Raw genomic sequence first — 25941 nt, 5'->3', positions numbered from 1 at the left:
TGTATTCTTTAAAAATGTTAGTCGAAGTTAGCGTTAGTTAACTTTACATTAAGGAGAAAAAGTCATGGCACAAAGAAAAGTAGCATTGGCTTGTATCGTTTGTGGCTCACGAAATTATATTGTAGCTGCAAAACCGAGCAGAACCGAACGCTTAGAAGTAAATAAATTTTGTAAATATTGTAATAAACATACGTTACATCGTGAAACAAAATAGGGGGATAGTTATGAGAAAAATTAATGCATTTCTTAAAAGTGTTATCGTAGAAATTAAAGCAACAACTTGGCCAACAGGTAAGGAACTACGTCGTGATACAACAACTGTTGTTGTAACTGCAATTATGTTTGCGATTTTCTTCTGGATTGTTGATTCAGGTGCTTCTGCATTCTTAACCCTATTTTCATAGAAGAATAGCTATTTAACTGATGTTTTGATATAATGACACAAGTGAGAAAACTTCGTTGATGCGGAGTTTTTTTTGTTTGAGAAAAATGAAGCTGATAATTTAAGGAGAGATATATATAATGGAATCAATCGAAAAAAGTTGGTATGTCTTACATACTTACTCTGGTTACGAAAATAAAGTTAAAACAAATATTGAATCACGTGCACAATCAATGGGTATGGAAGATTTTATTTTCCGTGTAGTTGTTCCTGAAGAAGAAGAACGTGAAGTTAAAAATGGTAAAGAAAAAACAGATATGAAGAAAACATTCCCTGGATATGTTTTAGTTGAGATGGGTATGTCAGATGAATCATGGTATGTTGTTCGTAATACACCAGGCGTAACTGGGTTCGTTGGTTCTCATGGGGCCGGAAGTAAACCAGCACCACTATTACCTGAAGAAGTAGAATTGATTCTTCGTCGTTTGGGTATGAGTGCTCGTCATCAAGAATTGGACATTGAAATTGGTGAATCTGTCACAATTATTGAAGGTGCATTTGCTAACCTTATCGGTAAAGTAACGGAAATTGATAATGAAAAATTAAAACTTAAAGTTGATATTGATATGTTTGGTCGTGAAACAAGTACAGAATTGAACTTTGATCAAGTAGATAAATTATTAGGCTAGGGTGATAACTCACAAAAGTAGAAGGTGATTTAATGACTAAGGGACTTTTGAAGATAGGCTTGTTAGGTCTAGGAGCAGGCACAAGTTTTTTCATTGGGAATAAATTTAGACGATTAGGGCATGTTTCAATTGATGCCTCTGATCCAATTGTACCTAGCGACAAGATGACCCCAACACTATTTGTTCACGGTTATAGTGGTAATCGACTTTCTTTTGGCCCAATGATTGCCCGTTTTGAACGAGCAGGCTATGGTCGTAAAGATATGGTTATCATAGTTGATGATAATGGTAGTTTACATGTTGAAGGTCAATTAAGATCTGCGCAACCATTCATTCAAGTTTTATTTAAAAATAATATAGCTCCTGTTGAAAAACAAAGCTTATGGTTACATTATATTATGCAATTTTTATATGGCGCTTATGCCATTGAAAAGGTCGATTTTGTTGGGCATTCAATGGGTAGTGTCAGTATATTACGCTATATGACAGAATACAGAGATATGACTGATGTCCCAATGGTGGCACATGCCATTTCAATTGGTGCACCATACAATGATCATAATGTAGCACAAAATACGCCTATCATTGAAGATTTATTTTTAACTGATAAAGGTCCAGTGGAAACGACTTCACTCTACCAGTATTTTGAAAAGGCAATGCAGCATCTACCGGAGAATTTACAATTTTTAAATATTGCTGGCGATTTGAAAAATGGCAATGATGGCGCTGTTTCCATTAATAGTGTTTTATCACTTCGCTATTTAGTTGAAAATCAGCTTAATTATCAGGAACTTATTGTGAGCGGTCGAAGAGCAGCACACAGATTATTACATGAAAATAAACGAGTTGATGAATCAATTTACACATTTTTATGGAAAAAGCATAAATAAGATTGCGTGGAACCCATCTGGGTGTTATATTATATTAGTATGTTCTGCATACAGTGGGAGGAGAAATTTATATCTCCATTTACCACGCACGGATTTTACAAGGAGGTATGTCACGTGGCTAAAACAGTAGCAAACGTCGTTAAATTACAAATTCCAGCAGGGAAAGCAACTCCTGCTCCACCGGTTGGTCCTGCATTAGGACAAGCTGGTATTAATATCATGGGCTTTACAAAGGAATTCAATGCACGTACAGCTGACCAAGCTGGTATGTTAATTCCCGTTGTAATTAGTGTTTACGAAGATCGTTCATTCGATTTCGTTACAAAAACACCACCCGCAGCAGTTCTTTTAAAGAAAGCTGCAGGCGTTGAAAGTGGTTCTGGCGAACCTAACACTAAAAAAGTTGCAACAGTAACTAGTGCTCAAGTTCAACAAATCGCTGAAACTAAAATGCAAGATCTAAACGCTTCAGGTGTTGAATCTGCAATGCGCATGATCGAAGGAACTGCACGAAGCATGGGATTCGTTGTAGAAGGTTAATTCCTAACTACAAACACGCTTCTCGGTCGGATACTCTATGAAAATAGATGTATCAAGTGGGAGGTTTATCCGTTAGACCACATATTGCAAGGAGGAAAATTCAAGATGGCTAAAAAAGGTAAAAATTATCAAGACGCTTTAAAACAAGTTGAAGAAGGTAAAAACTATTCAATTACTGATGCAATCGCATTAGCTAAGAAAATGGACTTTGCTAAGTTTGACGCTACAATTGAACTTGCTTACAACTTAAACTTAGATACAAAACAAGCAGACCAACAATTACGTGGGGCTGTTGTACTTCCAAATGGTACTGGTAAAGACCAAACTGTTGTTGTATTCGCTAAAGGCGATAAAGCTAAAGCTGCACTTGCAGCCGGCGCTGACGTTGTTGGTGATGATGACTTGGTTGAACGTATTTCTGGTGGCTGGTTAGATTTTGATGTTGCTATTGCAACACCAGATATGATGGCCCAAGTTGGACGTTTAGGCCGTGTCTTAGGACCTAAAGGTTTAATGCCTAATCCTAAAACAGGTACTGTTACAATGGACGTTGAAAAAGCAGTTTCAGAATCTAAAGCCGGCAAGGTAACTTACCGTACTGATAGAGATGGAAATGTTCATGTTCCAATTGGTAAAGTATCATTTGATGATGCAGCATTAATTGGTAACTTTGATGTTATCAACGATGTTATTGTTAAAGCTCGCCCATCATCAGTTAAGGGTGGCTATATCAAACATTTATCTGTTGCTACAACATTTGGTCCAAGCTTAAACTTGGCTCAAAACTAATATTAGATAATTAAATTTCTTTAGTTGACCCATATATCTAACTGTGTTAAATTTATGGAAGTCAATTAATTTATGATTCTACCGAAGACTCAGGTGGCGCAAGCCTTAATTTACCTGCCGAGGAGTGAAGTATTACTCTCTCTGTGTCTTGGTGGACACGGAGTTTTTTTATTGTAAAAAAGCTCTGACACGACTACAGGAGGTGAATCAATTATGAGTAAAGAATTTATCGCACAAAAAGCATTAATTGTGGATGAAGTAACTGAAAAATTCAATAACGCTGCATCTGCAGTTGTTGTGGATTACCGTGGTTTAACGGTTGAACAAGTGACTGCATTACGTAAGGAATTACGCGAAGCAGGCGTTGAAATGAAAGTTATCAAAAACAAGATTTTAGTACGTGCTGCTGAAAAAGCAGGGTATGAAGGTATGGAAGAAGTATTTTCTGGACCTACTGCAGTCGCATTTTCTAGCGAAGATGTTGTTGCACCTGCACGTATTATGGCTAATTTTGCTAAGACTGCTGAAGCACTTAGCATTAAAGGTGGTGTCATTGAAGGTAAAGTTGCAACGTTAGAAGAAATTAACGCTCTTGCTACATTACCTAGTCGTGATGGCTTACTTTCAATGTTACTTTCAGTATTACAAGCACCTGTTCGCAACGTTGCTTATGCAATTAACGCTGTTGCAGAAAGTAAAGACGAAGAACCTGCTGCTTAATACTTAGCATCTATGATCGGTACCTAAAGGTACACACAAAATCGTACACATAAAATGGAGGATACACACATGTCATTAGATACAGAAAAAATCATTGCTGATTTAAAAGAAGCAAGCATTTTAGATTTAAACGACTTAGTTAAAGCAATCGAAGAAGAATTCGGTGTTTCAGCTGCTGCTCCTGTAGCTGCTGCTGGCGCTGGTGCTGGCGAAGCTGCTGCTGAAAAATCAGAATTTACTGTTGAATTAACAGAAGCTGGCGACCAAAAAGTTAAAGCTATCAAAGCCGTTCGCGAAATTACAGGTTTAGGCCTTAAAGACGCTAAAGGTTTAGTTGATAACATTCCATCAGTTATCAAAGAAGGTATTTCTAAAGACGAAGCTGAAGCAATGAAAGCTTCTTTAGAAGAAGTTGGCGCAGTAGTTACTCTCAAATAATAATATTTTTATTTTTGAATAATTTTAAGCACGATGATTTCCAATTTATTGGAAATCATCGTGCTATTTTTTTGCAAAATGTTTGGTTATGTTAATAAATCGTGGTAAGGTATTTAAATAAACATATATCTGAAAAAATATTGAATAAAATGGACAAAATGTAGAGGGGGTAAGCTATAAACGAACATAATTAGAAGCGTCTATTTAAAGGATAGCGATAACTATTCCAATATTAGCGTTTGAAATCTCTTTAAAATTAGAAATTCGTCGAATTATTAATTAATGTTAAACTTTTTCTATATACATCATTAGTTATTTATTAATGTCCACAGTTTGGCATGATCACCAGCGCTTATTTAAAATTAGTTAGTATGTAGATAAAAGAGTTAATTTAGAAATAGTAACTAGATCGAAGCAAATTATTTTTATGGTGATGTTAGTTATTTTATACCAAATTTTACATAGACTACATTAATTTTATTAACGATATAGACTTTATTGTGAAATGAAGGTTACGTAGAACAAAAGAAAAAATAGTATTATATATTCCGGGGGGAGTATAAGTAACAAAAAATAAATCGGGGGATTCAAAAAATGAAAAAAATAATTAGTACGTGTAATGAATTTATTAAAAAAAGATTAACAGCAATTAAGCTTTTATTTGTTTTATCAGTTTTAATTTTTGTTATTATCCAAGTTGGACAAATATTTAAGGATATAAATGGTGAACAAGTTCAGCAAAGTTTTGAATCACAGTCAGTAAAATCCATTATATTAATGTTGGTAATTGGATTTATTGCTGTCCTTCCGATGATGATTTATGATTTTGTCATGGTTAAATTTTTACCAGAAAAGTATTCTTGGCGATACATTCTTCAAAGCGGTTGGATAACGAATACAATGACTAACATAGCAGGATTTGGTGGCCTACTAGGTGCATCACTTAGAGCTAATTTTTATAGTAAAAATGCGTCTAAAAAACAGGTGCTATTTGCTATATCAAAAATAGCATTATTTTTAGTTGCGGGTCTATCACTATATTGTTGGGTTTCTTTATTCATGATTTTTGGATTAAATATTGGACCACAATTCGGACAGTATTGGGTCTGGTTGTTATTAGGTGGCCTATATTTTCCAATTGTTTTTATTATTACAAAGACAAGAGATTCAGAATTTTTTGCAGATTTAACATTAGGTCGTGAACTAACGTTAATACTTGGCTCTTCCTTAGAATGGGGATCTGCTGGTTTATTTTTCATTTATATCGGATTTATGATGAATGTTGATACATCTAATTTAGTTGCTGTCTTCCCGTTATTTATTATCGCATCAATTATCGGTGTTATTTCAATGATTCCGGGTGGGTTAGGTTCTTTTGATGTCTTTATGATTTTAGGGTTACAAACATTAGGTGTACAGGATAGCACAGCTGTTATCTGGTTATTGTTTTATCGATTATTTTATTATATATTCCCATTCTTAGTGGGGGTATTATTATTCGTTAAAGATTCAGGACATCGTCTTAATGAGTACTTAAATGGACTACCAGTTATCTTACTCAGTAGAGTAGCACATTTTATACTTGTGTTATTTTTCTATATGACAGGTATCATCTTATTACTTGCTTCAACGGTTCCAGAATTTACATTTACTAATCCAATTATTAATTACTTATATCCTTATACCTTTTATTTCATTCATCAAATGAGTAATATTATACTTGCATTCTTAATGATTGGGATTGGTCGAGGTATTGAATCTAAAGTTAAACGTGTCTATTGGCCAATGATTATCTTTGTTGTCGTGGGTATTGCTAATACATTGTGGCATGATTTCTCAGTAACAATACTTATTTTCTTAACTATCATTCTCATTTGTGCACTATTATCTAAACCAATATTTTATCGTGAAAGATTTGAATATTCATGGGGCCGTTTATTAATTGATGGAAGTATATTTGCTGGAACATTCATTTTATACACAATCGTAGGATTCTATAACATGCCAGAATTCCACTTTAAGGGTAAAGTTCCAGATGTATTCTTATTTCCTTCAGAAAAGATATGGCTATCAGGATTCCTAGGTTTACTTTCTGCAGTTGTGGTGTTATGGATTGCATTTACGTACTTATCTGGTAAGGATAAACGATTTGGTAAGCAAGATTTTCCAGCAGATCGTGTTAAAAATGTAATTGATACTTATGGTGGTAATGAAGTCAGTCATCTTTCATTTTTAAAGGATAAAAATGTTTATTTCTATCAAAATGATGGACAGGACGAAGTATTTTTCCTTTATCAAAAAAAATCGAATAAATTAGTGGTTATGGGTGAACCTGTTGGTAATCATGAGTTTATTCGTGAAGCAATTAATCAATTTATTGTTGACGCAGATATTGAAGGATTAGAATTAGTTTTTTATGAAGTTGATGCGAAGTTAACAATGATGTTACATGAAGTTGGATTTGATTTCATTAAAACGGGTGAAGAAGGTTTTGTTAGAGTAGCTGAATTTGAATTGGCTGGTAAAAAAAGACGTTCTGAACGTGCTTTAATGAATAAATTTGAACGAGAAAACTATACATTTGCAATGATCGAGCCCCCTTATTCAAAGGAAACTATTCAAGAATTGAAAAAAATATCTGATAGTTGGCTGAATGGACAAGCTGAAAAAGGATTTTCTTTAGGATTTTTCGATGAATATTATCTTAATCAAGCGCCTATTGCTATTATTAATGATTCTGAGGGACATAAGGTTGCCTTTGCGACAATGATGCCAACCGGAAATAATAGGGTCTTATCGATTGATTTGATGAGATATAGTAGAGAAGAAGCGCCATCTGGTATTATGGATAAAATCTTTATTAGCCTTTTTCAACAAGCAAAAGAAGGCGGCTATGAATTATTCGATATGGGTATGGCACCATTGTCGAATGTAGGTGAATCTAAATTTAGTTTTGCGGAAGAAAAAATAGCTCATTTAATTTATGAATATGGGTATCATTTTTATGGTTTCCAGGGACTAAAGAAGTATAAAAATAAATATGTAACTAAATGGCAGCCAAAATATATTTCATTTAGGAAACGTAGTTCGATTGCCTTTACGTTATTACAGATTTTAGCAGTTGTAAATCAAAAAAAATCAGTAGATAAAAAGGATAGAATGCCTAGCCCTATAATGAAGTTTTTAATAAAGAATATTAGATAATATAGTATATTAAAAGGGTAGAGATATATATTATTTGAGACACCAAGACATAATTCCGGTAAAATATCGGAATTATGTCTTTTAATTTGCAAGAAATACGTTTGTTATGAAGCAAAAGAAACTCTAAATGTAGTGAACAAATAGTTAATTTAACGTACTTTTAGTCTGGAAACTGCGTATGATGATTGCTTTCTTACTCGATTATTTAGATATAAAAATGCCTCACAATTACTAGACTTATGTCTAATAATTGTGAGGCATTTCATTAATTAGTATTATCTTTTTTTAAACATATTTTTGATAGAGATTAATAAAAATGGCATATAGAGTAACCATAAATTTAAACGTTGCCACAAACCACGATAAGGAATTTTAAATTGTGAATCTGGCATAATTCTTGGATAAACAAATAAAAATTGAATTCCTAGTGAAATAATAAAGGCAACTAATAAAAGGGTTGTAATTAGTTTTTTACCTTGCTTTTGATAGAGTTTTAATAAAAAAAACATACTAATCAAAAGAGCGGTGTCGCCAATGCCTGACGAATAATTGTGGATCATACCCGTAATGCTTTGTGTATTTGATGTGAGTGCACGATCGAAAATTCCTGTTAAAAGACAATCGGTCATACTAAAAATAATTAACATAGCGGTAAACCAGCTGGCTAATTTTTTTGACGTACCTTTAAAATATTCATAGAAAGCTGGTGCTGAAAGTAAGAAAAGAAGTCCATTTATAACTTCCCAAACTTTAAATGCCATATGAGTTGGAACGCCAACTTCCCCAAAATCACTAATTAAATTAGTGAATTGCAAATAACCAGGTACAAATGGTGCTAATGCTAAAGGCAAAATCCACTCACTTATAACGGCAAGTGCCATTAAATAAAAACCATATTTCTTTAAAAAATTCATTATAGATCCCCAATTCTAATTATTTATATGATAATTTTATTATAACTTATTTAAGTAATAGTTGTTTACGAAAAGGCTAATTAAAAATGACACTTCTTAATTATAATTAAGATAATACCAAGATATATCGATTTAGATAGCCTTATTTTAGATATAATGATAAAGTGTTAACTAGTTTATGAACAATATTTTTGATATAATGGAAGTTAAGAAATTACAACAAATTGAAAGTAGGGTGTTACCTTGGATTCTGGTCCGGAAAATTATTTAGTGAATGTAATTGTTATTATCGCAATATTACTTTTGTCTGTGTTATTTACACTGACTGAGTATGCGTTGGTTCGTGTCCGTATTAGTGCATTGAAAGATATGTATGGGAAAAAGCCGCTTAAAAATATTAAGCGGGCTATTCATATGACGGAGAACCTAACGGAGTATCTGTCAACGGCCCAAGTTGGAATCACTTCAACTAGTTTGATTTTAGGTTGGATTGGTGAAAAAACAATAGCAGATGCGATTATACAATCAAATATATTACCCGCGGCTATGGCAAATGCTATTGCATCGGTTGCTGCAATTCTTATTTTTACTGTTATTCATGCTGTTTTTACTGATTTAGTACCTAAAAATATTGCAATTGCAGATCCATTGCCAGTATTATTATTTATTGTCCGTCCTATTATGTTTTTCCATATTGTGTTATACCCATTAATTTGGATTTTAGATCGTTCAGCAAATTGGATTACGCATTTGTTAGGTTATGAAGTTGAAAATGAAGAAGATATTTATTCGCAAACTGAAATTCTCTCATTATCTCGATTATCCGCAAATGCTGGTGAACTTGATGAAGAAGATTTAACATTCATGCGACGAGCATTTGATATGAATGATAAAGTGGCAGAAGATATCATGATTGACCGAACATCGATGGTTGCAGTAGACGTAGACGATTCAATTAGAAACGTTGTTAATTTATATTGGAGAACTAGATATTCAAGGTTCCCAGTTATTGCTAACAATGATAAAGATAAAGTTATCGGGTACGTTTATAGTTATGATTTATTGCGACAGGAAAAAATTGATAAGACAAATTTGATTTCAACAATTATGCGTGATATTCCGGCCGTTCAAGAAAATGCTGAAGTTCATAGTATTATGGATGTTATGGTATCTAAGAGAACACCAATCGTTATCGTCGTTAATGAGTATGGTGGGACTTCAGGGATTGTTACAGATAAAGATATCTATGAAGAATTATTTGGTGTTGTTAGAGAAGAATTTGATGATACGAATGACGATAATATAGTAGATATGGGAAACAATAAATTTAAAGTTTCAGGTAAAGTGACATTATATGATTTTGAAAGATATTTTGATACAACGCTTAAAGAAACGGAAGAAAGTGAAGCGGTGACGCTTACTGGATTTGTGCTTAATAATGACTCAAAATTTCGAGCTAATGATGAAATGAAAATTGCTAATTTTAATATTAAGGCATTGGACTATGAAAATGCTTATATTTCAGAATTTGAAGTAACTGTTTTACCAACAGATAAAAGAGTGATTAACAAAGTGAACGCTTAAAAAAATAGTATTTAGGGTTAGTTTTTAATTAGCTCTAAATGCTATTTTTTTTACTACATTACTGGTAAGGATTATAGCTTGCCAATTGGTAAAAGTAGTAACCATATTAATTTGAATCAAACGACTATTTCGAATTATTTAAAATGGTCACAATATCTGGTAGGAGGAGACAATTATGAAAAATAAAAGGAATATCAGCGCCATCTTATTTGGATTTGTTCCAATGATTATGGGAGTAGTTTTGTATCACAAATTACCCAATAAAATTCCGATTCACTGGAATATAGGTGGTAATATTGATCAGTATGGTGATAAAAATCTAGTTATTATTGGGTTCCCATTATTGATGATTTTAATCAATGTGGTGATAATGGTAATAGATAACACTAATCGTCAAAATAAGAAACTAGATACAGCTTTAATTTGGATTACGCCAATCTTATCAATACTTTTAGCAACAATGATATTTGCTACCGCGTTGGGACATCAGGTTAATATTATTAGCAGTGTTGCACTGATAGTGGGAACATTGCTGATCATCTTAGGAAACTATGCGCCTAAAACGGTTCCTAATAAATATACCAACTTTAGGATGAAGAAAATAACGCAGGATTCTAGTCATCGTGAGAAATTAAATCGTTTATCAGGTGTATGGATGGTCATTATAGGAATATTGATACTTTGTGCGGGAATAGTGGGAATGTTACTGTAATTGTAAAGTTAAAACTGTTAAATAAAAAATCCTTACTATCAGTTTTTAGGCTGATAGTAAGGATTTTTTTCTAACGTTTAGGACGACGTTTCATTTGGCCGCTTTCACCAATTTCATAATCTGAATCATCCATTGATTCCACACTACCAAGTAAGTAGCCATTACCAACTTGAGAGAAGAAATCATGATTAGATGTTGATGTTGAAATTCCGTTCATGACAACAGGATTAACATCAGAAGCTGTATCAGGGAACAAAGGATCTTGGCCTAAATTCATTAGAGCTTTGTTGGCATTGTAACGTAAGAAGGTTAAAACTTCTTCAGTCCAACCAACTTCATCATAAAGTTCATGGGTATATTTTTCTTCGTTTTCATATAATTCAAACAGAAGGTCATACATCCAGGTCTTCATTTTACCTTGTTCTTCTTCAGAAAGTTCGTTGAATCCTAATTGGAATTTATAGCCAATGAAGGTACCATGAACAGATTCATCACGTAAAATTAATTTAATAATTTCAGCAACGTTTGCCAGTTTGTTATGGCCTAAATAGTAAAGTGGCGTATAGAAACCAGAGTAGAATAAGAACGTTTCAAGAAAAACAGAAGCAACTTTTTTCTCCAATGGTGACCCGTTTTGGTAAATACCATTAATACGTTGTGCTTTTTTTTGTAAAAATTCGTTTTTGTCTGTCCATTCGAAAATTTCAGTAATCTCTGAAGCTGTATTCAACGTTGAAAAAATTGATGAATAACTTTTAGCATGAACCGATTCCATAAATTGAATATTATTTAAAACAGCTTCTTCGTGGGCAGTCCGTGTATCATGACGCAACGCTTCCATCCCATCTTGTGATTGCACCGTATCCAACAATGTTAGCCCACCAAAATCATGACCAACTAATGTTTTTTCTGCAGGACTCAGTGTACGCCAATCATCTAAATCATTTGAAAGGGGGATACGTGTATCTAACCAAAATTGTTCTGTTAGTTTTTCCCAAGTTGCTTTATCAACTTGATCTTCAACTTCGTTCCAATTAATTGCTTTGTAACTATCATTATTCATTTAACTTTCCTCCGTTACAGTTTAGATAACACAACTCTCACAAGCGTTTGCGCCAACTTCTTCTTGATCATCAGTAAAGGTTCTGATGTAGTAAATTGACTTAATACCTTTATTATACGCATAATTACGCAAAATGTTTAAGTCACGTGTTGTCATTTTATCTGTCCGACCATTTTTCCATTCGTAGAGGCCTTCAGGAATCGTTGAACGCATGAATAAAGTTAAACTAAGTGATTGATCGATATGTTCCTGTGCAGCAGCGTAAACGTCAATAACTTTACGCATATCCATGTCGTATGCAGAAGTATAGTATGGAATCGTGTCATTTGAAAGGTAAGGAGCTGGATAGTAAATCTTTCCAATTTTCTTTTCTTGACGCTCTTCGATTCGGTTAATAATTGGGTGAAGACTGGCAGTAGTATCGTTAATATATGAAATAGAGCCATTAGGTGCAACAGCCAATCTATTTTGATGATAAAGACCGTCAGTTTGAATATTAGCTTTCAAAGTCGCCCAATCTTCTTGATTAGGGATGTCGATGCCATCAAATAAGGCAGCAACTTTATCAGAAGTAGGGCCCCAATCTTCGTTAAGATACTTATCAAAGTAGGTACCAGTTGCATAAGTACTTTTTTCAAAGTTATGGAATGTTTCATTTTTTTCTTTAGCGATAGCATTTGATGATTTTAATGAGTAATAGTTAAGCATCATAAAATAAACACTAGTGAAATCGATTGAGTCTTCTGAACCATAATGCATATGGTTTTTAGCGAAGTAGGCATGTAAGCCCATTGCACCTAAACCGATGGTATGCGCTAAGTTATTTCCATGTTGAATAGGAGGCACAACATCAATATCTGAACTATCAGTTACAAAAGTTAAAGCGCGAACCATTGAATCAACTGAACGGCCAAAATCTGGAGAAGCCATCATATTAACAATGTTAGTTGAGCCTAAGTTACATGAAATATCAGTCCCCATAACATCGTAGCCTTGTGCATTATTCACAGTTGATGGTGTCTGAACCTGCATGATTTCTGAACAAAGATTACTCATAATGATTTTACCATCAATTGGGTTTGCGCGATTTGCTGTATCAACATTGACAATATAAGGATAGCCTGACTCTTGTTGCAGCTTAGAAATTTCAGTTTCTAATTCGCGGGCAAGAATCGTTTTTTTACTAATATTTTTATTGGCAACCATATTGTCATATTCTTTTGTGATATCAACATAGGAATAAGGGACTCCATATTCTCTTTCAACACCGTAGGGATCGAAAAGATACATCGTTGCATTATCTTTAATGAGTTCGTAAAATTTATCAGGTACAGTGATGCCTAGTGATAAAGTTTTAACACGGATTTTTTCATCAGCATTTTCTTTTTTAGCTGACAGGAAAGCAACAATATCTGGATGGAAGACGTCTAAATAGACAACTCCAGCACCTTGACGCTGTCCTAGTTGGTTAGAATATGAAAAACTATCTTCTAATAATTTCATAACGGGTAGAACACCAGAAGCAGCGCCCTCAATCCCTTTAATTGGTGCACCTGCGCCACGTAAATTACTGAGCGTAATACCAACACCACCACCAATTCGAGATAATTGAAGTGCTGAGTTAATGCCACGTCCAATACCATTCATATCATCAGTAATTTGAATTAGGAAGCAAGAAACTAATTCTCCACGACGTTTACGACCGGCATTTAAGAAACTAGGTGTAGCAGGTTGGTAACGTTGATGAATCATTTCGTCAGCTAAATTCATAGCTAGTTCTGTATTACCATCAGCAAAGTAAAGAACGTTCATTGCAACACGATCAATATAATTTTCAAGGTAATAGGCATTATTATCAGTTTTAAGTGCGTATTGAGCATAAAATTTGTAGGCAGCCATAAATGTACCGAAATGGAATTTTTGAGCTGCTAAATAAGCGTAGAGCTCCTCTATAAATGAGAAGTCATATTTATTATAAAAATCAGTTTCAATATAGTTGTTGTCAATTAAATAATCAAAACGTGCTTTTAATGAATCAAATTGCATTGTATTTTCAGCAACATTTTCTTTCAAAAAGGCGGTTAAGGCTTCTTGATCTTTTTGAAGTGGGATTTGACCGTCTACGGGAATATTAATTTCATTATTTAAATCATAATAAGTGACTTTATCACTATTTAACGTTTTTAATGTCAATTTCATCAACTACTTTCTTCATATTGATTACATCTTCTTCAGTGCCATTGAATTCAAATTCATATAATAATGGGACGTGATAGTCGGTTGCGATATCTTTGGCTGTAAAAATAAAAAGTTGGGCGAAGTTGCGGTTCCCACCGCCAACAACACCCAGTATATTTTCTCTATTTGATTGATATTCAATAAAGTCGTTGACCGATTCAGTGAGCCCAATTTCATAAGTTGGAACAATTAAAATATAGGGTTCATTTAATTCAATAAGCGGGTTTGTTGGATCGATTTCAAATGAAGGATAGCCAATTTTATTGATGAAGCGTCGTGTTTGTCCAGTAATGCTAAAGAAAACAATTTTCATTAGACTGCCAACTTTTTAAGCATATCAGGACGAAATCCTGCGATTGTATCGAATCCAGTAGCTTCTATAACAGGAACAGCTTGGAAACCTTGGCCTTTCAAGTAATCGATTGCGTTATCGTCTTCGGAAATGTTACGTTCATCAAAGTCGACGTTGTTTTCTTCTAAAAAACGTTTTGTCATTTTGCATTGGATGCAGTTGTTTTTTGTAAATACAGTAACTTTTTTCATTATATAAATTCCCCTTTGTTGTTTTGTTTAATAAGATAAGTATACAACACATAATCCAAAAATCAATTGAAAAAAACACTACATTTAGTGTGATTTTAAGTTGCATCACACAAGATGTAGTGTTCAAGGTCTTGGATTGTTTATATTAAATTTTGATTGCGAAAATTCGATTTTCTCCGTATTATAGAAACTATTGAGAAAGTAGGTAAAAATATGACGAATTATTATTTTTCGAAAAATCCAGATGTTATTCATGATGAAAAAGAATGGACATTTAAACTGTTGAACAACGAGTTTAAGTTTACCACAGATAATGGTGTATTTTCAAAAAAAACAGTCGATTTTGGTTCAAGAGTTTTATTAAATGCAGTTGAGCAACAAAAAATAATTCCGGGAAATATTTTAGATGTTGGATGTGGATACGGTCCAATAGGACTTGCTATAGCCAAGAATCAACCAGAACGAAAAATAGACATGACAGATGTAAACGAATTAGCATTAGAATTAGCAAAGAAGAACGCGGTAATCAATAAAATTAATAATATAGAAGTTTTTGAATCTGCCGCATACAGTCATGTAAAAAAGACAGATTATGCTGCAATTCTTACAAACCCGCCTATTAGAGCAGGCAAAGAGGTCGTTCATGAAATTTTAAGTGGCGCATTCGACCATTTAAAAGTTGGCGGACAATTGTTTGCTGTATTACAAAAGAAACAAGGGGCAAGTTCGGCTCAAAAGAGAATGACTGAAGTTTTTGGTAATTGTGACATTATTTTAAAAGATAAAGGTTACTATATTTTAATGAGTGTGAAGTAAATGGTAGAAAAATTAACTGAAGAACAAAAAGAATTTTTTATGCGCGAAGCTTTATATGAAGCAAGAAATGCAAAAATTATTGGTGAAGTACCAATTGGCTGTGTTGTTGTACAAAATGGTGAGATTATTGGACGAGGCCATAATATTCGTGAACACGTGCAAGATGCAACCCTTCACGCTGAAATTTTAGCCATCCAAGAAGCCTGTGCTACGATTCATAGCTGGCGTCTTGTAGATGCGCAATTATTCGTAACACTAGAACCATGCCCAATGTGTAGTGGTGCGATTATCAATTCAAGAATCCCCGAAGTTTACTTTGGTGCATTTGATCCTAAAGCAGGAACTGCAGGCAGCATTGGGAACTTATTAACGGATGAACGATTTAATCATCAAGCAAAAGTAGAATCTGGATTATTATTAGATGAAGCCAAAGACCTACTCCAATCATTCTTTAGAGAAGTTCGTCGTAAAAGAAAAGAAAAAAAGCAATCATAAAGGTAGCTTTTTGTTGGAATTTAATGTATTATAATAATTGCCGCAAGGCCTTAAGGCAATAGTGTGCTTACGAATTGTGTCAGATCCGGAAGGAAGCAGCACTAAGTTTGATTCACTTTGTGCCTTAAGTAATTATGATTATTTAAGACTCTTAGTCAGAAATGGCTGAGAGATTTTTTTATTTAAAAAGCTATTTATAGATTTTGAAAGGAGAGATTGTGATGAGTTACCAAGCTTTATACCGTGTCTGGCGTCCACAAAAATTTAGTGATTTAGTTGGACAAAACATGATTACGCAGACGTTGAAAAATGCAATTATGACACAACAAACAAGTCATGCATACATTTTTAATGGTCCACGTGGAACAGGTAAAACGTCCGCAGCTAAAATTTTTGCTAAGGCAGTTAATTGTCACTTCCAGGAAAATGGCGAACCATGTAACAAATGTGAGACATGTATCGCTATTACGAATGGTCAATTAAACGATGTTATCGAAATTGATGCCGCTTCTAATAATGGGGTTGAAGAAATTCGTGATATCCGTGACAAAGTAAAGTATGCACCCACACAAGCTGATTTTAAAATCTATATTATTGATGAAGTTCATATGCTATCTACGGGTGCTTTTAATGCACTCTTGAAGACGCTTGAAGAACCACCTGAAAATGTTATTTTTATTCTTGCTACAACGGAACCACATAAGATTCCAGCAACCATTATTTCTAGAACTCAGAAATTTGATTTCAAGCGTATTACGCCAGCTGACAGTTATGAACGAATGGTTTATATTTTGTCTGAAAAAGGAATTGAATATGAAGAACCAGCGCTTAAAGTTATCGCTAAAGCAGCTGAAGGTGGAATGCGGGATGCTTTGAGTATTTTAGATCAGGTCATTTCATTCGGTGATAACAAGGTGACTTTGGATAATGCTTTGTTAGTAACCGGTAGTGTAACACAGGATAAAATACAGAATTACGTCACGGAAGTTAGTCAAAAAGCGACTACTGAGGCATTAGAAACGATACAAGCAATTATAGACGAAGGTAAAGATTCAACTAGATTAATCGAAGATTTAATTGCCTATAGTCGTGATTTACTATTATATCAGCAAGCACCAGCACTTATTAATCAACTAGAATTAGGGATGGTTAATGATGATTTTAAAAACTTATCACAGACTATTTCTGCTGATTTCTTATACCAAATGATAAATGTTTTAAATGAAATTCAACAACAAATGCGATTTACAACACATCCAGATGTTTATTTAGAAGTATTAACAATTCGATTATCACAATTTAATACCTCTGATACGATTGCGGAGACGACTCAATCAGAATTAAGTTCAGATGCATCTAAACAAATTAATAATTTAACTAAAACAGTTGAAGACTTGAAAAAGCAAATAATTGATTTAAGTCAGAATGATAATCAACCGCAAGTGGCAGTAATAGCTAAGCCTAAAAAAGTTGCCTCTACTCAAAAAAAAGCAACATTAAATTTATCTCAAATTTATCCTATTTTAGATCACGCAACAAAAGAAAGTTTGGTACAATTAAAACAGGTTTGGCCAGAGTTGTTGCATCAACTTTCAGTTACACAACGTGCGATTATGCAAGCTAGTGAACCGGTTGCGGCTAGTCCTGACAGTGTACTTGTTAGTTTTAATTACGAATTCTTGTCTGTCAAAGCTTCAAGTGATACAGAGTTACTCGATGCTTTAGGTAATGGGTTAGATCGATTATTACATCATGTCCCTAAGGTGGTCTGTATTACAGCAGAGCAATGGCCAGAAGTCCGAAAATCTTACATTAAACAAAATGAGCACGAGGGAACTGAAACAATTATTGAGCCAGAACCTGAAGTAGTAGAACCAATTGTTTCAAAAGCTGAAGAAATTTTTGGAACAGAAAATATAGAAATTAAACAGGATTAGAAAGGAAGTAATTAATAATGATGCGTGGAAATGGTAATATGCAAGGTATGATGAAACAAATGCAAAAATTACAAAAAGATATGACAAAAGACCAAGAGGCTTTGAATGCAACTGAATTTGTTGGCGAAGCTTCAAATGATTTAGTTAAGGTAACCTTTACAGGGGACAAAAAAATGACTGATATCATGATTAAAGAAGAAGCAGTCGATCCTGATGATGTTGATATGTTACAAGATTTAATTATTATGGCTGTTAATGATGCTATGACAAAAATTGAAAAAACAACAACTGATAAATTGGGTAAATATTCTCAAGGGATGCCTGGACTATAAACTTAAAATTAAAGAAGGCTAAAGAAAATGCAATATCCTGAACCTATCGCAAAATTGATTGAAAGTTATATGAAATTACCAGGTATTGGTGGTAAAACTGCTACAAGATTAGCTTTTTTTACAATTGATATGGATGAAGATGATGTCACCGATTTTGCTAAATCACTAATATCTGCCAAACGAGACCTACATTATTGTAGTATCTGTGGCAATATTACTGAAGAAGATCCTTGTCAGATTTGTTCTGATTCATCACGTGATCAAACCAAAGTTATTGTTGTAGAAGAACCTAAAGATGTGATGTCTTTAGAAAAAATGAAAGAGTATCACGGCTTGTATCACGTGCTTCATGGTGTATTATCACCAATTGAAGGTAAAGGGCCGGAAGATATTAATATCACAAGTTTATTAACACGTCTTCAATCGCATCCCGATATGCAGGAAGTTATTATTGCGACAAATGCAACGCCAGAAGGTGAAGCAACGTCAATGTATTTATCGAGATTGATTAAACCGGCTGGAATTAAAGTGACAAGATTAGCCCATGGACTATCTGTAGGTAGCGATATTGAGTACGCAGATGAAATGACGTTGTTTAAAGCGATTGAAGGACGTACTGAAATATAGAAATGAGCTGACGGTGTAATGTTTAATAAAAAAACAAAACTTAAATTACGTAAAGAGTATGACGCTAAGTTGCTAGAGTCAATTGATCTCGCTAAAATAGCATGGGATCAAGCCAAACAAACTGAAGAGGCCATTTACGAAGTTGATGAAGAATTAATTAATGAAACACAGATGGCAAGAAAAAGATATTTCTTTCTCTATAATGAAGCGCGTGTTCGTTCAGTTAAAGGGCATATGCAGGCTTCAGTAATCACACATTAAATTAGAAAGAACGTTGAGACAATTCGCCTAACTTGTCTTGGCGTTTTTTTGTGAAATGCTGATTAGATTTATTAAATAAGAGATAGTATACTAATAGTAGGTTTATCTTATGGACAGGTTTTTAAGATTCAAGTACAATAATAATAAGTATTGGGGTCGTTAATGTGACTGGAAAATTTATAACGATTGAAGGACCAGATGGGTCCGGCAAAACGAGTGCCTTAAAAGGTATTATAAAAAAGATACAAAATAACTTGGTAAAAGAATTAGTTATAACACGTGAACCAGGTGGAAGTCCGATATCTGAAGCCATTCGTGAAGTTGTCTTAAATCAAGATTATCCAGAGATGGATAAACGAACTGAAGCATTATTGTTTGCAGCATCAAGACGTCAGCATATCGCAGAAATAATTTTCCCAGCACTTAAGGAAGATAAAATTGTAATATGTGATCGTTATGTTGATAGTTCAATTGCTTACCAAGGTGCTGGTAGAGATATCGGAACGCAAGCGGTTGCTGATATGAACCTATTTGCAACAAATGGAACAGAACCTGATTTAACTTTATACTTTGACGTACCATCAGAAATTGGATTAAAACGAATTTTTGAGCATCGTCAAAATGAAATAAATCGTTTAGATGATGAAAAGTTAGAGTTCCATCAAAAAGTACGCAAAGCATACCAACAATTAGCAGTGAAAAATCCAGAACGTATTATAACCATTAATGCGGCGCAACCTTTGGAAAAAGTAATTGACGATTGTATTGACGTTCTGAAGAAAAAATTACCCGAGTCTTTTAAATAAATGAAATGAGGGAATTCAAATGAAATTAATTACAGCGATTGTTCAAGATAAAGATAGTAACCGATTAAGCAATATATTTATAGATTCAAATGTCCGTGCAACAAAACTATCAACAACTGGTGGTTTTTTAAAGTCTGGTAATACAACCTTTTTAATTGGTATTGAAGATGAACGTGTTGATGAGGTATTACAAATCATTAAAGAGACATCATCAACGCGTGAACAATTTATGGCCCCCCCTGTTAACTTAGATGTTTCAATGGATGCACAAGTACCATTTCCATTAGAAGTTCAGGTTGGTGGTGCAACAGTATTTGTCTTACCAGTAGAAGAGTTTCATCAATTTTAGGAGTAAATAGTAATGACAGAATTAGCTGATGAAACCAGTAATATTAAAATTCAAGAATTACAGCCAAAATTAATTGAACATTTTGAAAAATTGATAATAACAAATAAGTTAGCCCATGCTTATCTATTTTCCGGACCAGAAGGTATTGGTAAGGTTGAACTAGCACAATGGATTGCAATGCGACTCTTTTGTACTGCTGACGAGGATCAAAAGCCTTGCGGTGTATGTGGTGAATGTCAACGAATTCTATCAGGTAATCACCCTGATATCGTGAGTGTTAAGCCTGAAGGCCAGTCAATTAAAGTTGATCAAATTCGATTTTTGAAATCAGAATTTTCAAAAAGTGGTGTTGAAGGTAGCCAAAAGATTTTTATAATTGAAAAAGCTGAGAGTATGACAGCTAGTGCTGCGAACAGTTTACTTAAATTTTTAGAAGAGCCTGTTGGAAATGTGAAAGCTTTCTTATTAACAGAAAATAAAAATCAAATTTTGCCAACTATTCAATCACGGTGCCAACTGGTTAATTTTGTCGCACTCTCTCAAGAAAAATTGATTCAAAATTTATTAAATCAAGGTATCTTGAAAGATCAGGCTCAGTTACTTGTTCATGTAACTGAGAGTACAAGCCATGCTGTAGCATTAGCACAAGATGAGAATTTTACTGAAATGACAAATCAAGTTTGGAATTGGTTCAGTAAATTATTGAAAAATGATGCTGAAAGTTTCATTTTGGTACAAACAAAACTAGTGCCACTCGCAAAAGAAAAACAACAACAGGCATTGATGGTTGATTTAATGGTACTGTTAGCGCGTGATTGTTTACTTGTCCGTTATAATCGTAAGGAACAAGTGAGTTTTTCTAATCGTTTAACTGAAATTGATAAAATAACTCAAATGATTAGTGATAAAAAGTTAGTTGCTATATTAGATGGTTGTTTACAAATTAAAACGATGCTCCAAATAAATATGACATTTCAAAGTGCAATTGAAGTAACAACGTTAAAATTAATAGATTTATAAAATATGAAATGAAGGTGATTTTGTGGATAAGCGTCAACTATATGATAATTTTATAGCTATCGAGGAAGAAATGAAAAAAATGTTATCGAGTTTTGAAACAATAAAATCTGATATGACTGGTGTTCTTGAAAATAACGCTGAATTGGAGATTGAAAACCAACATTTGAGAGAACGATTAAGTGAAATAGAACGACAAACGTCTAAGAATTTTAATGAATCTTCCGATGCAAATCTGTCAAAATCACGTCAAAACTTAGAAAAATTATATGATCAAGGTTTTCATATTTGTAATATTGAAGGGATGTACGGATCACGTCGAGTCGATGATGAACCTTGTGCTTTCTGTTTAGATTTAATTTATGGGGAGCGCGAAGTATGAGTGAAATAGCAGCACAAAGCAGTTTTCAAGGTAAAGGGACAACTGGGTCATTATATTTAGTACCGACACCAATTGGTAATTTATCTGATATGACGTTTAGAGCGATTGATATTTTAAAAGAGGTTGACTATATAGCAGCCGAAGATACACGAAACACACAAAAATTATTAAATCATTTTGAAATTGAAACAAGTCAATTGAGTTTTCATGAACATAATACGCAAGAACGTATTCCGCAATTTGTTGATAAAATATTGGCTGGTCAATCAATCGCACAAGTAAGTGATGCAGGAATGCCATCAATTAGTGATCCTGGGCATGATCTTGTTAAAGCATGTATTGAAGCTAAGATTCCAGTTGTGCCACTTCCTGGGGCAAATGCCGGGATCACTGCATTAATAGCTTCTGGATTAGCGCCACAACCGTTCTTATTCTATGGTTTTTTATCGCGAAAACCTAAGAGTCAAAAAGAAGAATTAGCTGAGTTGAAAAATCAAACAATGACGCTTATTTTTTATGAAGCACCACATCGCTTGAAAAAAACATTAACACAAATAGCTGCTAGCCTTGGTGGTCAGCGTAAAGTTGTACTATGCCGAGAATTAACTAAACGTTATGAAGAATTCTTGCGTGGAACACTGGATGATGCTATCAAATGGGCTGGCACTGAGCAAGTCCGTGGAGAATTTTGTGTAATTGTTGAGGGAAATGATTCGCCAGAAGCAACGGAAGTTGATCATCTGGCTAATATGTCAATTGAAGAACAAGTTGATTATTTGATTGAAACAGGTATGAAAACTAATGATGCGATAAAAGAGATTGCTAAGAAACAAGAGATGAAAAAACAAGAAGTTTATAATCTGTATCATCAGATTTAAGGAGTGAACATATTGGCAGATAATAAATTTAGTGAGCTACATCGTGCGGTTTACTATGAAGGCGATAAAAGTGGGCGTGTGACAGTAGCAATGCTAATTAACATGATTATTTTGGTTTCAACAGACCAAAGTGATAGCTTAGGAATTACTGAAAAAGATTTAACAAATTTGGGCTTTGGTTGGGTTATTACACAATATCTTATTGATATTTCGAGAATACCACATATTGATGAGAATTTAACATTAACTACTGAGGCTGTTTCGTACAATCGTTTCTTCTGTTACCGAGATTTCTGGGTTCATGATGAAGCAGGTAATGAGTGTGCACATATTCATGCTGTATTTGTTTTAATGGATCATAAAACACGTAAAATGACTCGTGTATTGCCAGAAGTTATTGAACCTTTTGGTGCTGAATATACACGAAGAATTGAGCGTTTGGAGAAACCAGTTGGTATCATGAAAGAAGATACAATAGCTGCTAAAAAATCATATGACGTTCGATTCTTTGATATTGATCCAAATCAACATGTAAACAATTCAAAATATTTTGATTGGTTATTAGATTCATTGTCAGAAGACTTTTTAATGTCACATGATTTGAAACATATGAATATTAAATATGAAAAAGAAATTCACTATGGTCATAAGATAGATAGTATCGTTGTTATTGATAACTTAACGACACATCACCAGATTAAAATTGGTGATGATGTTTATTGTGAAGCTGACTGTGAGTGGACGAAACGTTAGAATAAAAAATGCTCTGAGTAACTGGAAGTCTATCCAGTTACTCAGAGCATTTTTTATATTTTTATGATAAAGCATCTGCGACATAAATCGAGAGTTCTTCTTTTTCAAGACCAGCACTTAATCCAACCAATAGTTTGATTCTTGCTTTTTGACCATTTAAGCCACGACAGAAGATGCCGCCCATTTTTTTCAATTGAACGCCACCACCTTCATAGTCGTAAACATCTTGTGCCACGCCATTAAAGCAACGTGAAACAATTACAACTGGAATATCGCGATCAATTAATTTTTGAAGATTAGCTAAAACTTGTGGGGGAAGATTTCCTGCACCAAGAGCTTCAATGACAATACCGTTCGTTTGGTCATTATTAAGAAAACCAAGTAAATCAGCATCCATTCCAGCATAAGCCTTAATTAAATAAACATGATCAACAACTTTGTCGATTGCTAAGCAAGTCTGGCTTAGCAATTCGGCAAAAAAGGTCACGTTATCTTTAGCGATACTACCAATTGGGCCAAACGTTGGTGTTCTAAAAGTTGCGACATTTGTTGTATGTGTTTTTGTTACATAGCGTGCTGTATGAATTTCATCATTCATAACAACTAAGACACCTTTATCAACTGCATCATCACTTGCTGCAGTTAAGATGGCTGTTTGAAAATTGTGTAAGCCATCTGAGCCTATTTCATTTGCGGAACGCATAGCACCTGTTAAAACGACAGGTAGATGGTTCGGTAATGTAAGATCTAAAAAATAAGCAGTTTCTTCTAATGTATCCGTACCGTGAGTAATAACAATACCATCAATCGCTTCCGCGGATGCACGCATAATTCTTTTTTGAATAATTAGCATCTCTATGGGGCCAATATGTGGGGATGGTAAGTTAAAAATATTTTCAGTGATTAAATCGAAACGATCACCAAATGGATTTTCAACTTGGTTTAAAGGGTTTTCTGCACCAGGTGCAACTGCGCCTGTTTCTTGATTTTCAGACATGGCGATTGTACCACCAGTGTGTAAAATTAATATTTTTTTCATATTTTCCTCCTTGCTGACACTTAGATTATACATATTATATTGTACTTTGACTATGAATTTGTTACTGTATATGAACAGATAAGGTGGTTATGAGAATGAAAGAAAAACAATTAAGTAAGAATGAGTATTTATTTATTAGCTCAATGTTATTCGGTTTATTTTTTGGCGCGGGAAATTTAATTTTTCCAGTCTTTGTAGGTCAACAATCCGGACAAAACCTGTGGATAGGTAATTTAGGCTTTCTAATTGCTGGTGTTGGGTTACCTTTTTTAGGTGTAATTGCTATTGGATTGTCTAAAAGTAGGGGAGTTTTCGATTTAGCCTCTAAGGTTAATCGAACGTATGGCATAATTTTCACAATGTTGCTCTACCTAACTATTGGACCGCTATTTGCAGGTCCAAGATCAGCAACTATTCCGTTTGAAATTGGAATTGCACCACATATTAAAGCCAGCCAACATTCAGTATGGCTATTATTATTTTCAATTTTATTCTTCACAATAGTTTGGCTTTTGGCAGTTAAACCAACCAAGATATTAGTCTATGTTGGTAAGTATTTAAATCCCATATTTTTATGTGCGTTGGCTATTTTATTGTTATTTGTATTTATTAAGCCAATGGGTAATTTTTCAGATTTCCCCGCAACAAGTTCTTACAAGAATGGTGCTTTTATGTCTGCTTTTGGGCAAGGATATTACACTATGGATGCACTCGCTGGTTTGGCTTTTGGTATTATCATTGTGGATACAATTAAAGATTTAGGTATTACGAATCCTAAATCAATTACTAAAGGGATTATCTATTCTGGTAGTATCAGTGTTATTTTGATGGGAATCATCTATACATGCTTGGCCTATCTTGGGGCAACGAGTCTGGGTGTATTTCCACATTCTGGTAATGGTGGTGCTATTTTAGCTCAAGTTGCTCAACGTTATTTTGGACAATTCGGAAGTTTCTTTCTTGCTGCAATTATTGTTGTTGCTTGTATTAAAACGGCAATTGGCGTGACTAGCGCATGTGCTAAAACATGTGTTGAAATTATTGGTCATGGTAGCTATAAATTGTATTTAACACTTGGTTGTGTGATTAGTTGTTTAATTGCCAACGTTGGGTTAGATCAATTAATTACATTATCAACACCAGTTTTGATGTTGCTTTACCCACTTGCTATTGTATTGATGATTGCTGCCTGTTTAGAACCTACTTTAAATAAGTATGACTTAAAAGTCAGCATTATCTACAAATGGTTAACCGTTTTAACGCTTTTTAGTGCCATTTTTGATGGACTAAACGCGATGCCAATTTCAATTAAAAATTTAGCTTTTGCTAAAAATATGTTAGCATTTGCAAATCATTATTTACCACTGTTTAATATTGGCTTAAGTTGGATAGTTCCTGCTGCGTTAGGATTACTTATGGGACTAATTTTTATGATTCGTGAAAAGAAAATAAATTAAAAAGAAACATGAAGTGAACCCCAAAAGTTGGAGTAAATATTAAGCGATCATCTGGTCGGTATGTTTTCGATATTCAATCGGAGACA

At 34.0% G+C, this 25941-nt stretch carries 30 protein-coding genes, 1 other RNA gene and 1 other annotated feature; of the genes, 25 read left to right on the top strand and 6 right to left on the bottom strand.

Annotated elements, in window-relative coordinates; all coding sequences use genetic code 11:
• The first annotated feature begins 64 nt into the window (after positions 1-64).
• From rpmG to mprF, 9 genes are all read left to right on the top strand, one after another.
• Positions 65-214, top strand: coding sequence for a 50S ribosomal protein L33 (gene rpmG, locus AC1RP4_RS06880; RefSeq protein ID WP_057974231.1), 150 nt, complete (start codon positions 65-67; stop codon positions 212-214).
• Positions 215-224: 10 nt separating this feature from the next.
• Entirely contained in the window at positions 225-404 is a 180-nt protein-coding gene (secE, locus tag AC1RP4_RS06875) for a preprotein translocase subunit SecE (RefSeq protein ID WP_057974232.1), read from the top strand.
• A gap of 115 nt (positions 405-519) precedes the next feature.
• On the top strand, positions 520-1071 hold the full coding sequence (gene nusG, locus AC1RP4_RS06870) for a transcription termination/antitermination protein NusG (RefSeq protein ID WP_409022813.1): 552 nt from the start codon (positions 520-522) through the stop codon (positions 1069-1071).
• Positions 1072-1103: 32 nt separating this feature from the next.
• The gene (locus AC1RP4_RS06865) at positions 1104-1961 is read left to right on the top strand and encodes an alpha/beta hydrolase (protein WP_481761894.1); all 858 of its coding nucleotides are present in this window, start codon (positions 1104-1106) and stop codon (positions 1959-1961) included.
• A 114-nt stretch (positions 1962-2075) separates the two neighbouring features.
• Positions 2076-2501, top strand: coding sequence for a 50S ribosomal protein L11 (rplK, locus tag AC1RP4_RS06860; RefSeq protein WP_409021537.1), 426 nt, complete (start codon positions 2076-2078; stop codon positions 2499-2501).
• 105 nt (positions 2502-2606) lie between these two features.
• Positions 2607-3290 carry a 50S ribosomal protein L1 gene (gene rplA / locus AC1RP4_RS06855; protein WP_409021536.1) on the top strand — a complete coding sequence of 228 codons (684 nt, stop codon included), beginning with the start codon at positions 2607-2609 and terminating at the stop codon, positions 3288-3290.
• 63 nt (positions 3291-3353) lie between these two features.
• Positions 3354-3469, top strand: a sequence feature (ribosomal protein L10 leader region).
• 34 nt (positions 3470-3503) lie between these two features.
• Positions 3504-4010, top strand: coding sequence for a 50S ribosomal protein L10 (rplJ, locus tag AC1RP4_RS06850; RefSeq protein WP_481761895.1), 507 nt, complete (start codon positions 3504-3506; stop codon positions 4008-4010).
• Positions 4011-4079: 69 nt separating this feature from the next.
• Complete coding sequence (gene rplL / locus AC1RP4_RS06845) at positions 4080-4448, top strand: 50S ribosomal protein L7/L12 (protein WP_409021534.1); 369 nt, start codon at positions 4080-4082, stop codon at positions 4446-4448.
• 594 nt (positions 4449-5042) lie between these two features.
• Positions 5043-7652, top strand: coding sequence for a bifunctional lysylphosphatidylglycerol flippase/synthetase MprF (gene mprF, locus AC1RP4_RS06840; protein ID WP_481761896.1), 2610 nt, complete (start codon positions 5043-5045; stop codon positions 7650-7652).
• Between the two features lie 275 nt (positions 7653-7927).
• Here mprF and AC1RP4_RS06835 read toward each other — a convergent pair whose 3' ends face one another.
• Positions 7928-8566 (bottom strand): DUF998 domain-containing protein, encoded by a 639-nt coding sequence (locus AC1RP4_RS06835; protein WP_481761897.1) that lies wholly within the window; start codon positions 8564-8566, stop codon positions 7928-7930.
• Between the two features lie 243 nt (positions 8567-8809).
• Here AC1RP4_RS06835 and AC1RP4_RS06830 point away from each other — a divergent pair, with 243 nt between their 5' ends.
• Both AC1RP4_RS06830 and AC1RP4_RS06825 read left to right on the top strand, forming a co-directional pair.
• Positions 8810-10150: a hemolysin family protein gene (locus AC1RP4_RS06830; RefSeq protein WP_481761898.1), complete on the top strand. Its 1341-nt coding sequence runs from the start codon at positions 8810-8812 to the stop codon at positions 10148-10150.
• A 175-nt stretch (positions 10151-10325) separates the two neighbouring features.
• Complete coding sequence (locus AC1RP4_RS06825) at positions 10326-10862, top strand: DUF1648 domain-containing protein (RefSeq protein WP_481761899.1); 537 nt, start codon at positions 10326-10328, stop codon at positions 10860-10862.
• Positions 10863-10932: 70 nt separating this feature from the next.
• Here AC1RP4_RS06825 and nrdF read toward each other — a convergent pair whose 3' ends face one another.
• Genes nrdF through nrdH form a run of 4 tightly spaced genes read right to left on the bottom strand, consistent with a single transcriptional unit; the run spans position 10933 to position 14706 of the window.
• Entirely contained in the window at positions 10933-11925 is a 993-nt protein-coding gene (nrdF, locus tag AC1RP4_RS06820) for a class 1b ribonucleoside-diphosphate reductase subunit beta (RefSeq protein ID WP_409021529.1), read from the bottom strand.
• 21 nt (positions 11926-11946) lie between these two features.
• A complete protein-coding gene (nrdE, locus tag AC1RP4_RS06815) occupies positions 11947-14124 on the bottom strand; it encodes a class 1b ribonucleoside-diphosphate reductase subunit alpha (RefSeq protein WP_481761900.1) in 2178 nt (725 codons plus the stop codon).
• Positions 14096-14476 (bottom strand): class Ib ribonucleoside-diphosphate reductase assembly flavoprotein NrdI, encoded by a 381-nt coding sequence (gene nrdI, locus AC1RP4_RS06810; RefSeq protein WP_481761901.1) that lies wholly within the window; start codon positions 14474-14476, stop codon positions 14096-14098. Before nrdI ends, nrdE begins: the two co-directional genes overlap by 29 nt.
• On the bottom strand, positions 14476-14706 hold the full coding sequence (nrdH, locus tag AC1RP4_RS06805; protein ID WP_481761902.1) for a glutaredoxin-like protein NrdH: 231 nt from the start codon (positions 14704-14706) through the stop codon (positions 14476-14478). The genes nrdI and nrdH overlap by 1 nt, the downstream gene beginning before the upstream one ends.
• Positions 14707-14919: 213 nt before the next feature.
• On the opposite strand from nrdH, the gene AC1RP4_RS06800 reads away from it, so the two are divergent.
• The 13 genes from AC1RP4_RS06800 (at position 14920) to AC1RP4_RS06740 (ending at position 23359) form a co-directional block, all read left to right on the top strand.
• A complete protein-coding gene (locus AC1RP4_RS06800) occupies positions 14920-15522 on the top strand; it encodes a class I SAM-dependent methyltransferase (RefSeq protein ID WP_481761903.1) in 603 nt (200 codons plus the stop codon).
• Positions 15523-16017, top strand: coding sequence for a tRNA adenosine(34) deaminase TadA (gene tadA / locus AC1RP4_RS06795; RefSeq protein ID WP_409021525.1), 495 nt, complete (start codon positions 15523-15525; stop codon positions 16015-16017).
• 47 nt (positions 16018-16064) lie between these two features.
• Positions 16065-16151, top strand: an RNA gene (ffs, locus tag AC1RP4_RS06790) — signal recognition particle sRNA small type.
• A gap of 87 nt (positions 16152-16238) precedes the next feature.
• Positions 16239-17954 (top strand): DNA polymerase III subunit gamma/tau, encoded by a 1716-nt coding sequence (dnaX, locus tag AC1RP4_RS06785; protein WP_481761904.1) that lies wholly within the window; start codon positions 16239-16241, stop codon positions 17952-17954.
• A 17-nt stretch (positions 17955-17971) separates the two neighbouring features.
• Complete coding sequence (locus tag AC1RP4_RS06780; RefSeq protein ID WP_409021523.1) at positions 17972-18286, top strand: YbaB/EbfC family nucleoid-associated protein; 315 nt, start codon at positions 17972-17974, stop codon at positions 18284-18286.
• Positions 18287-18313: 27 nt separating this feature from the next.
• A complete protein-coding gene (gene recR, locus AC1RP4_RS06775) occupies positions 18314-18913 on the top strand; it encodes a recombination mediator RecR (RefSeq protein ID WP_409021522.1) in 600 nt (199 codons plus the stop codon).
• 18 nt (positions 18914-18931) lie between these two features.
• Positions 18932-19174 (top strand): YaaL family protein, encoded by a 243-nt coding sequence (locus AC1RP4_RS06770; RefSeq protein ID WP_481761905.1) that lies wholly within the window; start codon positions 18932-18934, stop codon positions 19172-19174.
• Positions 19175-19338: 164 nt separating this feature from the next.
• The gene (tmk, locus tag AC1RP4_RS06765; protein ID WP_481761906.1) at positions 19339-19980 is read left to right on the top strand and encodes a dTMP kinase; all 642 of its coding nucleotides are present in this window, start codon (positions 19339-19341) and stop codon (positions 19978-19980) included.
• A gap of 19 nt (positions 19981-19999) precedes the next feature.
• A complete protein-coding gene (locus tag AC1RP4_RS06760) occupies positions 20000-20329 on the top strand; it encodes a cyclic-di-AMP receptor (protein ID WP_409021519.1) in 330 nt (109 codons plus the stop codon).
• Between the two features lie 12 nt (positions 20330-20341).
• Positions 20342-21349 carry a DNA polymerase III subunit delta' gene (holB, locus tag AC1RP4_RS06755; RefSeq protein WP_481761907.1) on the top strand — a complete coding sequence of 336 codons (1008 nt, stop codon included), beginning with the start codon at positions 20342-20344 and terminating at the stop codon, positions 21347-21349.
• A gap of 22 nt (positions 21350-21371) precedes the next feature.
• The gene (locus AC1RP4_RS06750; RefSeq protein WP_481761908.1) at positions 21372-21728 is read left to right on the top strand and encodes a DNA replication initiation control protein YabA; all 357 of its coding nucleotides are present in this window, start codon (positions 21372-21374) and stop codon (positions 21726-21728) included.
• Positions 21725-22606 carry a 16S rRNA (cytidine(1402)-2'-O)-methyltransferase gene (gene rsmI, locus AC1RP4_RS06745; RefSeq protein ID WP_481761909.1) on the top strand — a complete coding sequence of 294 codons (882 nt, stop codon included), beginning with the start codon at positions 21725-21727 and terminating at the stop codon, positions 22604-22606. Before AC1RP4_RS06750 ends, rsmI begins: the two co-directional genes overlap by 4 nt.
• Before the next feature lie 12 nt (positions 22607-22618).
• Entirely contained in the window at positions 22619-23359 is a 741-nt protein-coding gene (locus AC1RP4_RS06740) for an acyl-[acyl-carrier-protein] thioesterase (protein WP_481761910.1), read from the top strand.
• Between the two features lie 61 nt (positions 23360-23420).
• Here AC1RP4_RS06740 and AC1RP4_RS06735 read toward each other — a convergent pair whose 3' ends face one another.
• On the bottom strand, positions 23421-24398 hold the full coding sequence (locus AC1RP4_RS06735) for an asparaginase (RefSeq protein WP_481761911.1): 978 nt from the start codon (positions 24396-24398) through the stop codon (positions 23421-23423).
• 95 nt (positions 24399-24493) lie between these two features.
• Here AC1RP4_RS06735 and brnQ point away from each other — a divergent pair, with 95 nt between their 5' ends.
• Entirely contained in the window at positions 24494-25855 is a 1362-nt protein-coding gene (gene brnQ, locus AC1RP4_RS06730) for a branched-chain amino acid transport system II carrier protein (RefSeq protein WP_481761912.1), read from the top strand.
• Positions 25856-25941: the final 86 nt, after the last annotated feature.

It is taken from the genome of Dellaglioa sp. CoH-56-MRSF-10 (genome assembly GCF_056782175.1).
The sequence above is the reverse complement of the archived record's forward strand: the minus strand, read 5'-3'. Positions and strand labels throughout refer to the sequence as shown.

Coding starts and splice junctions, on each gene's coding strand:
- AC1RP4_RS06835 (WP_481761897.1), bottom strand. CDS start 8,566: ATGAATTTTTTAAAGAAATATGGTTTTTATTTAATGGCACTTGCCGTT.
- rpmG (WP_057974231.1), top strand. CDS start 65: ATGGCACAAAGAAAAGTAGCATTGGCTTGTATCGTTTGTGGCTCACGA.
- brnQ (WP_481761912.1), top strand. CDS start 24,494: ATGAAAGAAAAACAATTAAGTAAGAATGAGTATTTATTTATTAGCTCA.
- tadA (WP_409021525.1), top strand. CDS start 15,523: ATGGTAGAAAAATTAACTGAAGAACAAAAAGAATTTTTTATGCGCGAA.
- AC1RP4_RS06825 (WP_481761899.1), top strand. CDS start 10,326: ATGAAAAATAAAAGGAATATCAGCGCCATCTTATTTGGATTTGTTCCA.
- rsmI (WP_481761909.1), top strand. CDS start 21,725: ATGAGTGAAATAGCAGCACAAAGCAGTTTTCAAGGTAAAGGGACAACT.
- nrdI (WP_481761901.1), bottom strand. CDS start 14,476: ATGAAAATTGTTTTCTTTAGCATTACTGGACAAACACGACGCTTCATC.
- AC1RP4_RS06780 (WP_409021523.1), top strand. CDS start 17,972: ATGATGCGTGGAAATGGTAATATGCAAGGTATGATGAAACAAATGCAA.
- nrdH (WP_481761902.1), bottom strand. CDS start 14,706: ATGAAAAAAGTTACTGTATTTACAAAAAACAACTGCATCCAATGCAAA.
- recR (WP_409021522.1), top strand. CDS start 18,314: ATGCAATATCCTGAACCTATCGCAAAATTGATTGAAAGTTATATGAAA.
- rplA (WP_409021536.1), top strand. CDS start 2,607: ATGGCTAAAAAAGGTAAAAATTATCAAGACGCTTTAAAACAAGTTGAA.
- rplL (WP_409021534.1), top strand. CDS start 4,080: ATGTCATTAGATACAGAAAAAATCATTGCTGATTTAAAAGAAGCAAGC.
- rplJ (WP_481761895.1), top strand. CDS start 3,504: ATGAGTAAAGAATTTATCGCACAAAAAGCATTAATTGTGGATGAAGTA.
- secE (WP_057974232.1), top strand. CDS start 225: ATGAGAAAAATTAATGCATTTCTTAAAAGTGTTATCGTAGAAATTAAA.
- AC1RP4_RS06735 (WP_481761911.1), bottom strand. CDS start 24,398: ATGAAAAAAATATTAATTTTACACACTGGTGGTACAATCGCCATGTCT.
- nrdE (WP_481761900.1), bottom strand. CDS start 14,124: ATGAAATTGACATTAAAAACGTTAAATAGTGATAAAGTCACTTATTAT.
- nrdF (WP_409021529.1), bottom strand. CDS start 11,925: ATGAATAATGATAGTTACAAAGCAATTAATTGGAACGAAGTTGAAGAT.
- AC1RP4_RS06800 (WP_481761903.1), top strand. CDS start 14,920: ATGACGAATTATTATTTTTCGAAAAATCCAGATGTTATTCATGATGAA.
- AC1RP4_RS06865 (WP_481761894.1), top strand. CDS start 1,104: ATGACTAAGGGACTTTTGAAGATAGGCTTGTTAGGTCTAGGAGCAGGC.
- AC1RP4_RS06760 (WP_409021519.1), top strand. CDS start 20,000: ATGAAATTAATTACAGCGATTGTTCAAGATAAAGATAGTAACCGATTA.
- holB (WP_481761907.1), top strand. CDS start 20,342: ATGACAGAATTAGCTGATGAAACCAGTAATATTAAAATTCAAGAATTA.
- mprF (WP_481761896.1), top strand. CDS start 5,043: ATGAAAAAAATAATTAGTACGTGTAATGAATTTATTAAAAAAAGATTA.
- AC1RP4_RS06770 (WP_481761905.1), top strand. CDS start 18,932: ATGTTTAATAAAAAAACAAAACTTAAATTACGTAAAGAGTATGACGCT.
- dnaX (WP_481761904.1), top strand. CDS start 16,239: ATGAGTTACCAAGCTTTATACCGTGTCTGGCGTCCACAAAAATTTAGT.